Source organism: Microbacterium sp. CFBP9034 (assembly GCF_034045255.1).
Taxonomy (GTDB): domain Bacteria; phylum Actinomycetota; class Actinomycetes; order Actinomycetales; family Microbacteriaceae; genus Microbacterium.
The window spans coordinates 1,024,854-1,038,322 of sequence record NZ_JAXCWC010000001.1 but is presented as its reverse complement, the minus strand read 5'-3'; the positions used below and the strand labels follow the sequence as shown (position 1 = coordinate 1,038,322).

At 71.3% G+C, this 13,469-nt stretch carries 15 protein-coding genes; 6 read left to right on the top strand and 9 right to left on the bottom strand.

Going from position 1 to position 13,469, the window contains the following annotated elements; all coding sequences use genetic code 11:
• Positions 1-47 precede the first annotated feature (47 nt).
• Complete coding sequence (gene menD, locus SOM19_RS04585; protein ID WP_414683623.1) at positions 48-1,862, bottom strand: 2-succinyl-5-enolpyruvyl-6-hydroxy-3-cyclohexene-1-carboxylic-acid synthase; 1,815 nt, start codon at positions 1,860-1,862, stop codon at positions 48-50.
• Between the two features lie 2 nt (positions 1,863-1,864).
• Positions 1,865-2,344, bottom strand: coding sequence for a PLDc N-terminal domain-containing protein (locus tag SOM19_RS04580; RefSeq protein ID WP_320485371.1), 480 nt, complete (start codon positions 2,342-2,344; stop codon positions 1,865-1,867).
• A 109-nt stretch (positions 2,345-2,453) separates the two neighbouring features.
• Here SOM19_RS04580 and SOM19_RS04575 point away from each other — a divergent pair, with 109 nt between their 5' ends.
• Positions 2,454-2,738: a DUF4229 domain-containing protein gene (locus SOM19_RS04575; RefSeq protein WP_320485370.1), complete on the top strand. Its 285-nt coding sequence runs from the start codon at positions 2,454-2,456 to the stop codon at positions 2,736-2,738.
• Here the strand turns inward: SOM19_RS04575 and SOM19_RS04570 are convergent, their stop codons facing one another.
• Positions 2,739-3,719: a 1,4-dihydroxy-2-naphthoate polyprenyltransferase gene (locus tag SOM19_RS04570; protein ID WP_320485369.1), complete on the bottom strand. Its 981-nt coding sequence runs from the start codon at positions 3,717-3,719 to the stop codon at positions 2,739-2,741. It abuts the gene before it with no gap.
• A gap of 114 nt (positions 3,720-3,833) precedes the next feature.
• Here SOM19_RS04570 and SOM19_RS04565 point away from each other — a divergent pair, with 114 nt between their 5' ends.
• Positions 3,834-4,217, top strand: coding sequence for a VOC family protein (locus SOM19_RS04565; RefSeq protein WP_320485368.1), 384 nt, complete (start codon positions 3,834-3,836; stop codon positions 4,215-4,217).
• Between the two features lie 11 nt (positions 4,218-4,228).
• Here SOM19_RS04565 and SOM19_RS04560 read toward each other — a convergent pair whose 3' ends face one another.
• From SOM19_RS04560 to SOM19_RS04540, 5 genes are all read right to left on the bottom strand, one after another.
• Positions 4,229-5,383 carry an AMP-binding protein gene (locus SOM19_RS04560; RefSeq protein WP_320485367.1) on the bottom strand — a complete coding sequence of 385 codons (1,155 nt, stop codon included), beginning with the start codon at positions 5,381-5,383 and terminating at the stop codon, positions 4,229-4,231.
• Between the two features lies 1 nt (position 5,384).
• Positions 5,385-6,281, bottom strand: a complete 897-nt coding sequence (locus tag SOM19_RS04555) for a 1,4-dihydroxy-2-naphthoyl-CoA synthase (RefSeq protein ID WP_320485366.1) — start codon at positions 6,279-6,281, stop codon at positions 5,385-5,387.
• Between the two features lie 33 nt (positions 6,282-6,314).
• The gene (locus SOM19_RS04550) at positions 6,315-7,112 is read right to left on the bottom strand and encodes an LLM class F420-dependent oxidoreductase (protein ID WP_320485365.1); all 798 of its coding nucleotides are present in this window, start codon (positions 7,110-7,112) and stop codon (positions 6,315-6,317) included.
• 323 nt (positions 7,113-7,435) lie between these two features.
• Complete coding sequence (locus tag SOM19_RS04545) at positions 7,436-8,398, bottom strand: permease prefix domain 1-containing protein (protein ID WP_320485364.1); 963 nt, start codon at positions 8,396-8,398, stop codon at positions 7,436-7,438.
• Position 8,399: 1 nt separating this feature from the next.
• Positions 8,400-8,735: a PadR family transcriptional regulator gene (locus tag SOM19_RS04540; RefSeq protein WP_320485363.1), complete on the bottom strand. Its 336-nt coding sequence runs from the start codon at positions 8,733-8,735 to the stop codon at positions 8,400-8,402.
• Positions 8,736-8,870: 135 nt separating this feature from the next.
• Between SOM19_RS04540 and SOM19_RS04535 the strand changes: the two genes are divergently transcribed.
• From SOM19_RS04535 to SOM19_RS04520, 4 genes are read left to right on the top strand one after another with little or no spacing between them, the layout of a single operon-like run.
• A complete protein-coding gene (locus SOM19_RS04535) occupies positions 8,871-9,836 on the top strand; it encodes a TIGR03885 family FMN-dependent LLM class oxidoreductase (RefSeq protein WP_320485362.1) in 966 nt (321 codons plus the stop codon).
• Entirely contained in the window at positions 9,833-11,494 is a 1,662-nt protein-coding gene (locus SOM19_RS04530; RefSeq protein WP_320485361.1) for an alpha-amylase family protein, read from the top strand. The genes SOM19_RS04535 and SOM19_RS04530 overlap by 4 nt, the downstream gene beginning before the upstream one ends.
• Before the next feature lie 60 nt (positions 11,495-11,554).
• Positions 11,555-11,725 carry a hypothetical protein gene (locus tag SOM19_RS04525; RefSeq protein ID WP_320485360.1) on the top strand — a complete coding sequence of 57 codons (171 nt, stop codon included), beginning with the start codon at positions 11,555-11,557 and terminating at the stop codon, positions 11,723-11,725.
• 16 nt (positions 11,726-11,741) lie between these two features.
• Positions 11,742-12,749, top strand: coding sequence for an o-succinylbenzoate synthase (locus SOM19_RS04520; RefSeq protein WP_320485359.1), 1,008 nt, complete (start codon positions 11,742-11,744; stop codon positions 12,747-12,749).
• On the opposite strand, the gene SOM19_RS04515 is transcribed toward SOM19_RS04520, so the two are convergent.
• On the bottom strand, positions 12,727-13,371 hold the full coding sequence (locus tag SOM19_RS04515) for a TetR/AcrR family transcriptional regulator (protein ID WP_320485358.1): 645 nt from the start codon (positions 13,369-13,371) through the stop codon (positions 12,727-12,729). The two genes, SOM19_RS04520 and SOM19_RS04515, sit on opposite strands and share 23 nt — an antisense overlap.
• Positions 13,372-13,469 lie beyond the last annotated feature (98 nt).

Here is a 13,469-nt window from a genome sequence, read left to right as displayed (position 1 = left end):
GCGACCGGTGGGGCCGCGACCCCGGAGAGGGCGAGCGGATGCCGCGGCTACCGCACCAGCGGCACCTCGATGAGCTGCCGACCGCCGACGGGCGACGTCAGCGCCTGGTCGAGCGCGGAGCGCGTCGTGACGCGCTGGTACTCCCACCCGTACGCGAGCGCGAGGTGCTCGAGCCGCACGGACTGGGGCGTGTAGAGCACGCGGTCCATGGCCGCGGCATCCGCCACGGTGGAGACCTCGAGCCCGTCGAAGATCGTGCCGCCGCCGTCGTTGCCCACGATGACCTGCAGGCGCGGCTCGTGCTCGCCCGGCGGGAGGAGCAGCGAGCCGACGTCGTGCAGCAGGGTCAGATCGCCGAGGAGCACGCGGGTGACCCCGGGGCGTTCGCCCGCCTGACTCGCGATCGCCACGCCCATCGCGGTGGCGACGGTGCCGTCGATCCCCGCGAGCCCCCGGTTGGCGTGCACCGGCACCTTCTTGCCGCCGAGCAGGTCGTCGGCGACACGCACGAGCCTGGAGGATCCGAAGACGAGCCGGTCATGCGGCCACGTCGCCCGCCACACCGCATCCACCAGTCCCGCGCGATCGAGCGGCTTGCGCACCGCGGCGAGCTCGGCCGCGATCGCGCCGAGGCGCTCCTCCGGCACGGCGGAGGTGAGGCCCTCCGCATCGGGAGCCGGTGGGGCGAGGTCGACGGATGCCTCGCGCGACGCCTGCAGCCAGGCCCCGAGCCAGACCCTGTCCGTGTCGCCGGTCGCCACGGCGACGGTGTCGACCGCCGTCGTCGTGCCGTTGAGGTTGAGGGGCTCCCCCGGCCCGCGCAGCGCGATGACGTCGAGGTCGGGGTCGGAGAGGAGTGACGCGACCTCGCGGCTGAGCGTCGGATGCCCGAGGACCACGACACGCTCGATGCGGCCGCCGAGCTCGGGGTCGCGCAGCAGCGCGCGGTAGCCGTGCACGAGGTGTCGGCCGAACCGCGACCCGCTGACGATCTCCGCGATGAGCGGCCAGCCGCCGGCGTGCGCGAGCACCTCGGCGTCGGGCCCGGCATCGGCGCCGGCGACCACCACGGTGCGCGGGCCGCTGACGAGCACGAACGGGTCGTCCTCGGGGTCGTCGGGCACGTCGGACTCGCCGATGCCCCCGCCTCCCTGGTAGAGCGCTCCGGATGCCTCGTCCTCGGCCGGCGTCTCGGCCGGCGGCGGACCGTCGGGGTCGTCCTCGGCGGTCGCCGCGAGTTCGACCGTCGGAACGCCGAACCAGGCCGGCAGATCGCCCGCGAGGGGTTCGCGGAACGGCAGGTTCAGGTGCACCGGACCGGGCGATCGCAGTCCCTGACCGAGCGCGGCGGCCACGGCCTCCTCCGCCACGCGGCGCAGCATGAGGCTCTGCTCCTCGTCGCCGTCGGCATCGCAGCCCTCGGGAACGGGGAGGTCGGCCTCGTAGCGCACGCTCGGCGCGAAGAGCCCGGGCTGGCGGGTGGTCTGGTTGGCTCCGACGCCGCGCAGCTCGGGCGGCCGGTCCGCCGTCAGCAGCAGCAGGGGCACTCCGGCGTGATGGGCCTCGAGCGCGGCGGGAAGGAGGTTGGCCACCGCGGTGCCCGACGTGCAGACCACGGCCGCCGGCATCCGTGTCTCCCGTCCGATGCCGAGGGCGGTGAAGCCGGCCACGCGCTCGTCGATGCGCACGTGCAGGCGCAGGGCGCCGCGCCGTTCGAACTCGGCGGCCACCAGCGCGAGAGCCTGTGACCGGGATCCGGGGCTGAGCACGAGGTGCTGCACCCCGAGCTCGACCAGACGGGTGAGCAGAGCCGCGGCGGCGTCGGTGGCGGCGGACGGGAGTCCGGACGCCGCCTCGGACACGGTCAGCTGACGGCCCCGCGCTGCCCGCGCTCGTCGTCGTCGGCCGGCCGCACGGGCGGCTCGGTGGGACGCACCGGAGGGTCGGCCGGGGAGTCGGGCGCCGCAGCGGTCGGCGTGCCGGGCGCGGGTGCGGCGCCCAGGGTGTCGGGTGTCCAGCGAGGATCGTCGTCCTCGGCGTCGAGCTGCGCGAGCTCCTCCTCGAGACGGCGGATGCGCTCGTCCTGGTCGGTGATCGTGCCGAGGCTGCCGAGGAACTCCGGGTCGTCGTCGGGCGCACGACGGGCGGCGATCACCGAACGGCGGGTGCGGCCCACGGCGAGCCAGAGGAGTCCGCCGAGCACGGGGAGGAGGACGACGATGAGGATCCACACGGGCTTGCTGACGCCCCGGTGCCGATCCGCGGGCTGCACCGCGCAATCGACGATGGTGAAGACCCAGAACGCGGTCGCCACCAGGGCCAGAATCAGCAGCACCCGAGGCATCTTCCCATCCTAGGCGGGCCGGGGCGGGAGCGGCCCCCTCGTGACCGATCCGACGCATACCGCCCGCCCGCGCGGGGTCGGGCATCCGCGCCTCGCTTACGATGGACGGGTGAAAGCCCGCTCCGCCCTCGTGTACACGGTGCTGCGGCTGCTCGCATTCCTCGTGCCCTTCGGCATCCTGATGCTGTTCGACATCATGCGGCAGTACTACTGGCTCGCCGCCATCTTCGCGGCCCTCATCGGGCTCAGCCTGTCGATGCTGTTCCTGCGCCGGCCGCTCGAGGACATGACGTCCGGTCTGGCAGAGCGTCGTGCCCGGGCCAGGACCGCAGCGAGTGACGAAGACGTAGAGGACGCGGCATCCGACGCCGGACAGCCCCGCCCGACGGACTGATCAGCCGACGAAGGCCCAGAGCAGGAATGCGCCGTACGCCACCGAGGTGAGCGACGTCAGGCCGAGCGCGACCACCAGCTCCCGCGGGTCGCGGTAGGTCCACACGATGAGGATCGCCGGGAGCGCCGCGAGGAGCACCAGCAGCGTGAGCCAGGCGATCGGGTAGAACAGCGCGAGGAACACCGCGATGCCGAACGGCACCAGCACGAAGACCGTGAAGAGCCAGCGGGTGGCCGTGCGCCCGATCAGCACCGTGAGGGTGCGCTTGCCCGCGGCACGATCCTGATCGAGGTCGCGCAGATTGTTGGCGAGCAGCACGGCACAGGCGAGAAGCCCCGCGGCCACGGCGCCGAACCATGCCTCCTGCGGCAGGGCGAACGCCTGGACCCAGGTCGTTCCGAGTGTCGCGACGAGGCCGAAGAAGACGAACACGAAGAGCTCGCCGAGTCCGTAGTAGCCGTACGGCCGCTTCCCGCCGGTGTAGAACCACGCCGCAAGGATGCACACCGCGCCCACGGCGAGGAACCACCACTGCTGCGTGCGGACGGTGATCGCGAGGCCCGCCAGCGCGGCGATCGCGAAGAAGACGAGTGCGACCAGCAGCACCGCACGAGGCTTGACGCGTCCCGAGGCGGTGAGCCGTGCCGGGCCCACGCGGTAGTCGTCGGTGCCGCGGATGCCGTCGCTGTAGTCGTTGGCGTAATTGACGCCGATCTGCAGCGACACCGACACGATGAGGCAGAACAGCGCGATCACCCAGTGGAACTCGTCGACCACGAGGAGCGCCGCGCCCGTCCCGATGAGGATCGGCGTGACGGCGAGGGGCAGCGTGCGCAGCCGCGCCGCCGCGATCCAGTCTCGGGAGGTCACCGGCTCGACGGTGCGGGGATCGCGGGATTCGCGGACCTTCTGCGGGTTGCCGCGCGACGGCTGCTTCTTCGGACCGGGGTGCTTGCGCTTCTTGCTCGGAGTTCCTGCCACGAGTCGCCATCCTAGGGGGCGCCGCGATGAGAGCGCGCTCCCGGCGCAGGGAGTGTGGACAACGCCCGGCGCAAGCCCCTGGCCCGGCGGGCCGGAAGTCCGCAGGCTGGGGTCATGTTGAGCATCGGATCGATCGTGCTGACCGTTGAGGACATCGAGCGGGCCGCCGGCTTCTGGCGCCAGGCGCTGGGCTACGTCGACCGGGGGGAGGCCAGCGACGACTGGCTGATCCTGGATCCGCCGGGCAAGGCGACCTGGGCTTCACCGGGGGCGAGTCTGGCTCTCTCGGTGACCGGGTATCCGCACAGCTATCCGCCGCGCATCCACCTCGACCTGTACGCCGAGGACCAGGCGGCCGAGATCCAGCGCCTCCTGGGGATCGGGGCGCGCGAGGTGGACTGGGACGACTACCCGGACGACGCGGACTGGGTGGTGCTGGAAGACACCGAAGGCAACCGCTTCTGCGTCGTCGACACCGGAGAGTTCCCGCCCGGCTGAGCCGGACGCGGTCAGTGCAGCGCGGCGACGGCGCGACGGATCGCTTCGCGGTCGGGCTTGCCCGAGGGCAGCGTGGCGAGCTCGTCGACCAGGACGAGCCGCGACGGCCGGGCATGCGGACCGACCTCCTCCTTGACCGCGGCGCGCGCCTCTTCGAGCTGCACGGACTCGCTCCGGCGCAGCGCCTCCCCCCGGACCGCGACGACGACGGATGCCTCGCCCCACCGCTCGTCGGGAACCCCGACGACCACGGCGTTCGCCAGCCCCGGCACCGACCGCACCACCCGCTCCACCCGGTCGAGCGAGACGTTGACGCCGCCCGAGACGATGACGTTGTCGATCCTGCCGCGGACGCGGAGCACGCCGTCCTCGAGAAGCCCGGCATCGCCGGTGCGGTACCACCGCGTGCCGTCGGCGGCGCGGTGGAACGCGGCATCCGTCAATCCCGGATCGCCGAGGTAGCCGTCGGCGAGCACCGGACCCGCCAGGCGCACCTCGCCGTGCTCGACCGTGACCTCGACGCCGCGCAGCGGGCGCCCGTCGTAGACGCAGCCGCCGGACGTCTCGGTCGCCCCGTACGTGCGCACGATCCGCGCGCCGGCCGTCTGAGCCCGCTCGAGCACGACGGGCGGCAGCGCCTGCCCGCCCACCAGGATCGCCTCGAACGATCGCAGCGCGGTCAGCACCGATCGATCGTCCTCGGCGGCATCGAGAAGCCGCGCCAGCTGTGCGGGGACGAGCGAGGTGTAGGTGGGGATGCGCTCGCCGTGATCGGTGGAGACCATCATCAGGGCGGCCGCCGCGAAGGACTGCGGCGTGAACACTCCCGCGAGCACCGCGGGCTCGCGGCCCGCAACCAGCGACCGCACGAGCACCTGCAGACCCGCGACGTAGCTCGCCGGGAGCGCCAGGAGCCAGGCGCCGTCGCCGATGCGGTCGGCCGTCGCGAGCGCGCTCGAGGTCAGCGCATCGCGGCTGAGGATCACGCTCTTGGGCACGCCGGTCGAGCCCGAGGTCGTGACGACCACGGCGGTGCCCGGCCGGACCTCGCCCGGCAGGCGGCTCACGAGCCCGAGCCCGAGCGCGGGTCCCACTCCGTGGAGCGCTCCCCGCAGACCCCGGAGGATCTCGCGGGGATCATCGCCGACGACGGGCTCGAGTCTCACGTCAGTAGTGCCAGGGGTATGCGGACCAGTCAGGATCGCGCTTCTCGAGGAAGGCGTCGCGGCCCTCGACCGCCTCGTCGGTGCCGTAGGCCAGACGGGTCGCCTCGCCCGCGAACACCTGCTGGCCCATCAGGCCGTCGTCGACCGCGTTGAAGGCGAACTTGAGCATGCGGATCGCGGTCGGCGACTTGGTCAGGATCGTGCGGGCCATCGCGATCGCCTCGCGCTCGAGGTCGGCGTGGGGCACCACGCGGTTCACCGCGCCCATCTCGTAGGCGCGCTCGGCCGAGTACTCCTCGGCGAGGAAGAAGACCTCGCGGGCGAACTTCTGGCCGATCTGGCGGGCGAAGTAGGCCGAGCCGTAGCCCGCGTCGAACGACCCCACGTCGGCGTCGGTCTGCTTGAACCGGCCGTGCTCGGCGCTCGCGACGGACAGGTCGCACACCACGTGCAGCGAATGCCCGCCACCGGCGGCCCAGCCCGGGATGACGGCGATCACGACCTTGGGCATGAAGCGGATCAGCCGCTGCACCTCGAGGATGTGCAGGCGTCCGCCGCGCGCCGGGTCGGTGACCTCATCGGTCTCGGAGTACTTGTAGCCGTCGCGGCCGCGGATGCGCTGGTCGCCGCCCGAGCAGAACGCCCAGCCGCCGTCCTTCGGGCTCGGGCCGTTGCCGGTCAGCAGCACGACCCCGATCCGCGGGTCCTGCCGCGCCCCGTCGAGCGCCCGGTACAGCTCATCCACGGTGTGCGGGCGGAACGCGTTGCGCACCTCGGGGCGGTCGAATGCGATGCGCGCGATGCGCCCGTCCTTCGACACATGCCAGGTGATGTCGGTGAATCCGGCGGCGCCGGGTGCCGGCATCCACTCGTCTTCGTCGAAGAGCTCGGAGACCATGGGGTCCAGCCTATTGCGAGCGGATGCCGCGGCTCATGCGCCGTTCTTGGCGTCGCGCCAGCGCAGCCACGAGGCGATGAGGTCGTAGTCCCAGTCGGGCCCCTGGAAGCCCAGGGTGAAGAGGCGCACGCCGGCGTCGTACAGGTCGTCAGCGAAGTCCTCGCCGCGCTGATGCAGCTCGTTGGAGACGATGAGCCCGGAGGTGTCGCGCTCCTCCTTCTCCGACCAGCGCTCGATCACGTCGAGCTTGTGCGCCAGCTCGTCCGGCCGGACGAAGCTGTGCCAGATGTCGGCGTGGCGGGCCACCAGGCGCAGGGTCTTCTGCTCGCCCTTGCCGCCGATCATCACCGGGATGCGGCGGGTCGGCGTCGGGTTGAGCTTCGCCCAGCGAGCCTCGATGCGGGCGAGTCCGTCGGCCAGGTCGTCGAGCCGCGAGCCGGCCGTGCCGAACTCGTACCCGTACTCCTCGTAGTCGCGGGCGAACCAGCCCGAGCCCGTCGCGAAGATGAAGCGGCCGGTGCCGTCCTTCGCCGAGATGTGGTCGATGGTCCGCGCCATGTCGGCCTGCAGGTCGGGGTTGCGGTAGCTGTTGCAGTTCACGAGGGACCCGAACTCGACGCGCTCGGTCTGCTCGGCCCAGGCGGCGAGCATGGTCCAGGACTCGAAGTGGAGGCCGTCGGGATCGCCCGAGAGGGGGAAGAAGTGGTCCCAGTTGAAGAGGATGTCGACGCCCATCTCCTCGAGGCGGAACACGGCGTCGCGGAAGGCGGGATAGGGAGCGTGCTGGGGCTGCAGCTGCACGCCGAGTCGCACGGGGGTGTCGAGGAGCATGGGAATCAGCCTAGGGGGGTGAGGGGAAGGGGCGGCCCGGCGCCTGGACGGCCGCCGTCAGGATCCGGCCCCGGCGCCGGCCTGCCGCAATCAGGCGATCAGCCGGGATCAGGACCAAACCGCGCCGCGGCGTCCTGATACGGGCAGATCTCCTGACTCGGGCAGCGGCGCCCAGCGAGTGCCGCAGCCCACGCAGACCTGCCGTTCCCACCTGCCGCAGTCAGGCGATCAGCCGGGATCAGGACGAAGCCGCGCCGCGGCGTCCTGATCCCGGCCATTCTCCTGACTAGGGGCGCGAGGCGAGCCCGGGCCGCGAGCCCGGGTCAGCCGCGGCGAGCGCGGACGGCCTTGAGTCCGCCGTCGATCGTGTCCCAGATTGCGGCGCCGGCGATCACGAACCCGACGAGCGTGGAGACGATCAGACCGACCTCGGCCCCGCTCTCGCCCGGGATGATCGTCGGGAAGTAGTCCGGGTTGATGAGGCGGCCCTGGCTGAGCAGCCACAGCGCCGGCACCGCGATGGCGATGTTCAGGATGCCGTTGACCACCGCGAGCCACGGCGTCCAGCGTCCGACAGCGTAGACGATGACCGCGAAGGCGGCCTCGAGGGCCATCAGCACGAAGAGTCCGATGATCCAGGTCGGCCAGAGTCCGGGGTCGAGGAACGACAGACCGGGCTCGCTGGGCACGAAGCCGATGAGGAGATCCCACAGGATCGCTCCGGCCGCGAACAGCAGGAAGACCAGCGAGGCGATCAGGTCGCCGAATCCGGCACCACGGGTCCGCGGCTCGGGCAGCTGGTCGACGGTCCAGGGCAGGAACGGCGTCTTCGCGTCGCGGCGGCTGGTCCGCTCGACGACCGCGAACACCAGCACGGTCCAGAACCCGAGGTGCACGGTCACCGAGATGAGCACCGGGACGATGGTGCCGATGACCTCGCCGATACCCGCGCCGGCGAGCACCTGGGCGAGAGCGATTCCGAACGCCGCGCAGGGCAGCACGATCCACAGCAGCAGCTTGAGCAGTCGCCACCACTCCAGGAAGTAGCGGGGCCCGATCAGCCACAGAGGGCGCTCGGTGTAGCCGGCGGCGAGCTTGTCGGGGTCGCCGAGGTCGGTGAGCACCGCGCGCTCGGCGTCGGTGCGTTCCTCCCCCTCGGCGACGCGGGCATCGATCTGGTCGTCGATCGAGCCGCGCAGCTCGGCGGCCAGGTCGTCGCGCTGCGCCTCCGGGACGGTGCGCATCGCGGCGTCGACGTAGCGGTCGGTGAGGGTGGTGGTGGTCATGTCAGTTCTCCAGGGGAAGGGAATCGATCGCCGTGGCGATCGAACGGAACTCGGCGGTGAGAGCGGCTGCGAGACGCGTGCCCGCGGCGTTGGTGCGGTAGAACTTCCGAGGCCGCGCCTCGTCGGTGTTCCACTCGCTCGTGAGGTGGCCCTGCTTCTCGAGACGGCGCAGAAGCGGATAGAGAGTGTTCGCGTCGGTGGGGAAGCCGTGCCCGTCCAGCTCCTCGAGCAGCCCGTACCCGTACCCCGGCTTCTCGAGCAGCCGCAGGCAGGCCAGCACGATGGTGCCGCGCCGCAGTTCCTGCAGGTGCGTGTCGAGGATCTCGGATTCGCTCATGGCTCACACTGTACTGTGTGTCACACACTAACGTCAACCACACATTGATAGTCTCCGAACCATTGTTGCCGCCAGGCGACCTCGCCCGACCGCAAGAGGCTTGAACCCCATCACCGGCTCGCGAAGACTCGGGTGATGGTTTTCGTCGGCTATCACGCCTCTCATGAACAGCTGCCCCCGAGCACCCTCCTTCGTGCCGTGACCGGCGCCGAGCGCGCCGGCTTCGACGGCGCGATGTGCTCCGACCACCTCGCGCCGTGGGGTGTGGCCCAGGGCGAGTCCGGCTTCGCGTGGTCCTGGCTGGGCGCCGCCCTCGCATCCACCGACTTCTCCATCGGGGTCGTGAACGCGCCGGGGCAGCGCTACCACCCGGTCGTGATCGCCCAGGCGGTGGCGACGCTCGAGGAGATGTTCCCCGGGCGGTTCTGGGCGGTGTTCGGCAGCGGCGAGGCCATGAACGAGCACGTCACCGGCGACCCCTGGCCGTCGAAGGACGAGAGGAACGCCCGCCTCGACGAGTCGCTCCAGGTGATCCGGCGACTCCTCGGCGGCGACGAAGTCACGCAGGACGGACTCGTGAAGGTGCACCGGGCGCGGGTCTGGTCACGGCCGGCCGCTCCCCCGCCTCTCCTCGGCGCCGCCGTGAGCGCGGAGACCGCCGAATGGCTCGCAGGCCGGGTGGACGGGCTCGCCACGGTGGCGCAGGAGCCCGCCGCGCTCCGCCGTGTCGTCGACGCCTATCGCGGGGCGGGCGGCGAAGGACCCTGCGTCCTGCAGGTGCACCTGTCGCTGGCGGAGACGGATACCGAGGCCCTCGCCCTCGCGAAGGACCAGTGGCCCAACGGGCTCATCGGTCCGCCGCGAGCGTGGGACTTCGATCAGCCCGAGGACTTCGACGCCGCCGTCGCCGATCCTGACGAGGGTGAACTGCGCAAGGCAGTGCTCGTCGACACGGATGCCGCGGCCCTCGCCGAGCGCATCGCCGAGCTCGTGCGGATCGGCTTCGACCGCGTGTACCTGCACCACGTCGGCAAGAACCAGGACGAGTTCCTCGATCGCGCCGAATCCGACCTGCTCCCGGCCCTGCGGAGGACCCTGTGAAGATCACCGACACGAGTGACCTGTGGTGGAAGACCAGCGTCATCTACTGCCTCGACGTCGAGACCTACCTCGACCACGACGGCGACGGCGTCGGCGACTTCGCCGGGCTCGCGCAGCGGATCGACTACCTCGCCGACCTGGGCGTCACGTGCCTGTGGCTCATGCCGTTCTATCCGACGGCCGACCGCGACGACGGCTACGACGTCACCGACTTCTACGGCGTGGACACCCGGCTCGGCTCGCACGGCGACGTGGTCGAGGTCATCCGGACGGCGCGGGATCGCGGCATCCGGGTCATCGTCGATCTCGTCGTGAATCACACGGCCGACACGCACCCGTGGTTCGTCTCGGCCCGGCGCTCGCGCAACTCCCGCTTCCGCGATTTCTACGTGTGGCGCGACGAGCCGCCTGCGAACAATGTCAACGCCGTGTTCCCCGGCGAGGAGTCGACGCTGTGGGAGCTGGACGAGAAGAGCGGGCAGTACTACCTGCACAGCTTCTATCGGCACCAGCCCGACCTCAACATCGCCAACCCGTCCGTGCGGGACGAGATCGCCAAGACGATCGGGTTCTGGCTGCAGCTCGGCGTCTCGGGCTTCCGCGTCGATGCGGTGCCGTTCCTGCTCGAGGTGCCCGAGGGTGAGGACATCGGCGATCCCCACGAGTACCTGCGTGATCTGCGCCGATTCCTGCGGCGCAGATCACGCGAGGCCGTGCTGCTCGGCGAGGTGAACCTCCCGTACCGAGACCAGCTGACGTACTTCGGAGGAGACAAGGGCGAGGAGCTCACGCTCCAGTTCGACTTCATCGGGATGCAGGCGCTCTACCTCTCGCTGGCGCGTTCCGACCCGCGCCCTCTGGCGAAGGCGCTCCGCGCTCGCCCCGGGATCGCGCCCGAGGCGCAGTGGGCGAACTTCGTGCGCAACCACGACGAGCTCACCCTCGACAAGCTCACGGACGCCGAGCGCGAGGAGGTGTTCGCCGCCTTCGCGCCGGACGAACGGCAGCGCGTCTACGGGCGCGGCATCACGCGACGGCTCCCGACGATGCTCGGGGGCGATCCTCGCCGCATACGCATGGTCTACAGCCTGCTCTTCTCCCTTCCCGGCGTGCCGGTGCTGTTCTACGGCGAGGAGATCGGCATGGGCGAGAACCCCGACATCCTCGGGAGGACCTCGGTGCGCACGCCGATGCAATGGTCCGACTCGCGCAACGGCGGCTTCTCCACGGCCGCACCCTCGCGGCTGACCTCTCGTCCGCCCGAAGGCGGGTACGCGCCCGAGCACATCAATGCCTCGCAGCAGCTGAACGACGAGGAATCGCTGTTGCACTTCATGCGCAAGCTCGCCGCCCGGTACCGGATCTCCCCCGAGATCGGGTGGGGCGAGTTCGAATTGCTCGAGCACGATGCCCCGGCCGTGCTCGCCCACTCCGTGCGCGCCGACGTGGGCCGGATGATCGCCCTGCACAACTTCGCCGACGAGCCGGCGCGAGTGCGCCTCGCCATCGCGGACGAGCCCGAGGGCGCCGAGCTCACTGACCTCTTCGGTCCGGATCGCCTCGCGCTCGGCCCGAACGGCGGGGTCGAGCTGGATCTTCCGGCGTACGGCTGGCGGTGGCTGCGGCTGGCGCGCCCGGGCGACGGGCGCCTCGGCTGAGGGCGGCGACGGCTTGCCGCGGCGCCCCCGACGTGTGATCATGACGAAAAGGAGTCCCCCATGAGCCTTCGCTCCGCCTTCGTCCGGATCAAGCACGCGATCTTCGGCAAGCCCCTGACTCACGAGGAAGCTCAGGCACTGCAGCGCACCGATCTCGGCAACCACCGCAACGGCGCTGAGAGCGACGCGCGCGGCCGTTCCGTCCAGAACCAGACGTGGTGGGGCGCCTGAGGGGCATGATCGGGGGGTGAGCACCTCGACGCACCTCCCCCCACTCGACGACATCCTCGCCACGGCACACGTCGTCGCACTGCCTCTGGCCGCGCGCTTCCGGGGCATCGAGGTCCGCGAGGCCGTGCTCTTCCAGGGGCCGGAGGGGTGGACCGAGTTCTCGCCCTTCGCCGAGTACGACGACACCGAGGCGGCGACGTGGCTCGCTGCGGCCATCGACTTCGGATGGATGCGGCAGCCCGCCGCCGTCCGATCCGAGATCGCCGTGAACGCCACGGTGCCGGCGGTGGCCGCGGCATCCGTCCCCGCGATCCTCGCGCGCTTCGACGGCTGCCGGACGGCGAAGGTCAAGGTGGCGGAGCCCGGCCAGCGCCTGGTCGACGACGTGGCCCGTGTGCAGGCCGTCCGCGAGGCGATGGGACCGGAGGGTCGCATCCGGGTGGATGCCAACGGGGCGTGGAACGTCGACGAGGCCGAGCACGCGATCCATGCGCTCGCCGAGTACGACCTCGAGTACGCCGAGCAGCCCTGCGCGAGCGTCGAGGAGCTGGCCGAGCTGCGTCGGCGGGTGAAGTACATGGGCATCCCGATCGCTGCGGACGAGAGCGTGCGCAAGGCGTCGGATCCGCTCGCCGTCGCCCGCGCGGGCGCCGCCGATCTCCTGGTCATCAAGGCGCAGCCGCTCGGCGGGGTGCGCCGGGCGCTGGCGATCGTCGCCGAGGCGGGCCTCCCTGCCGTCGTCTCCAGCGCGCTCGACACCTCGATCGGTCTGGCGATGGGCGCGGCCCTGGCTGCGGCGCTCCCCTCGCTCGACTACGACTGCGGGCTCGGCACGGCGTCACTCCTCACGGCGGACGTGACCGCGCCTCCGCTGCTGCCCCGAGGCGGGGTGATCGCGGTCGGGCGCATCGAGGCCGACCCTGCCCTGCTCGAGGCGCACGCGGCATCCGCCGAGCGGCGGGAGTGGTGGCTCGCACGCCTCTCGCGCTGCCACGCCGAAATCAGTGCGCGGGCGGCTCGATGATGAGCTGCGCGACGCGGGCGAGCTCTTCGTTCGTGCGCAGGCACATCTCCTCGTAGTCGAGCCCGGCCATCACGGCGCGCACCGAGGCGCCCTCCCAGACGGTCAGCATGAGCCGCGCGGCATCGACCGCCGGCAGCCGGAAGCCGATCGTCTTCGCGCGACCGATGTCGTCGATGATGTAGGCGACGCTGTGCAGCATCTCGTCCTCCTGGGCGAGATAGGCCGCGGCGAGCGCCGGGGTGCGCAGGGCGTGGATGCGGATCTCGCTCATCAGGAGCACGCCGAGCCGGTCGTCCGCTGACACGTCGAGCACCTGCTGGACGATCTCGAAGGCGTTGGCCGGCGCGTTGGCGAAGGCGCCCGCCCGCTCGAGTTCCGCGACCCGTTCGCGCACGGCGGCGACTCGTTCGCGGGCGACGCGGCCTGCGAGCTCCAGGAACAGCTCGTCCTTCGTCTCGAAGTTGGAGTAGAACGCGCCTCGGGTGAACCCCGCGCGCTCGCAGATGGCTTCGACGGATGCCGCATCCAGCCCGACTTCGGCGAAGACCTGGGCGGCGGCATCCAGCAGTTTCTGGCGGGTGGCCTCGCGACGGCGTGACGTCACGGCGACGGCGTCTGTCATCCGTCCTCCTCTCGGCCATCTTCACACGGACTGCTCAGGTTCGGGCCTCCGGCACGCTCTACGATACACTCATGTATCCGATACAGCGCTGTATCGAC

Bases quoted from the DNA above. Each gene is read 5' to 3' on its own strand.
- SOM19_RS04550 (WP_320485365.1), bottom strand. From the start codon at position 7,112: ATGCTCCTCGACACCCCCGTGCGACTCGGCGTGCAGCTGCAGCCCCAG.
- SOM19_RS04580 (WP_320485371.1), bottom strand. From the start codon at position 2,344: ATGCCTCGGGTGCTGCTGATTCTGGCCCTGGTGGCGACCGCGTTCTGG.
- SOM19_RS04515 (WP_320485358.1), bottom strand. From the start codon at position 13,371: ATGACAGACGCCGTCGCCGTGACGTCACGCCGTCGCGAGGCCACCCGC.
- SOM19_RS04565 (WP_320485368.1), top strand. From the start codon at position 3,834: ATGTTGAGCATCGGATCGATCGTGCTGACCGTTGAGGACATCGAGCGG.
- SOM19_RS04545 (WP_320485364.1), bottom strand. From the start codon at position 8,398: ATGACCACCACCACCCTCACCGACCGCTACGTCGACGCCGCGATGCGC.
- SOM19_RS04555 (WP_320485366.1), bottom strand. From the start codon at position 6,281: ATGGTCTCCGAGCTCTTCGACGAAGACGAGTGGATGCCGGCACCCGGC.
- SOM19_RS04540 (WP_320485363.1), bottom strand. From the start codon at position 8,735: ATGAGCGAATCCGAGATCCTCGACACGCACCTGCAGGAACTGCGGCGC.
- SOM19_RS04525 (WP_320485360.1), top strand. From the start codon at position 11,555: ATGAGCCTTCGCTCCGCCTTCGTCCGGATCAAGCACGCGATCTTCGGC.
- SOM19_RS04535 (WP_320485362.1), top strand. From the start codon at position 8,871: ATGGTTTTCGTCGGCTATCACGCCTCTCATGAACAGCTGCCCCCGAGC.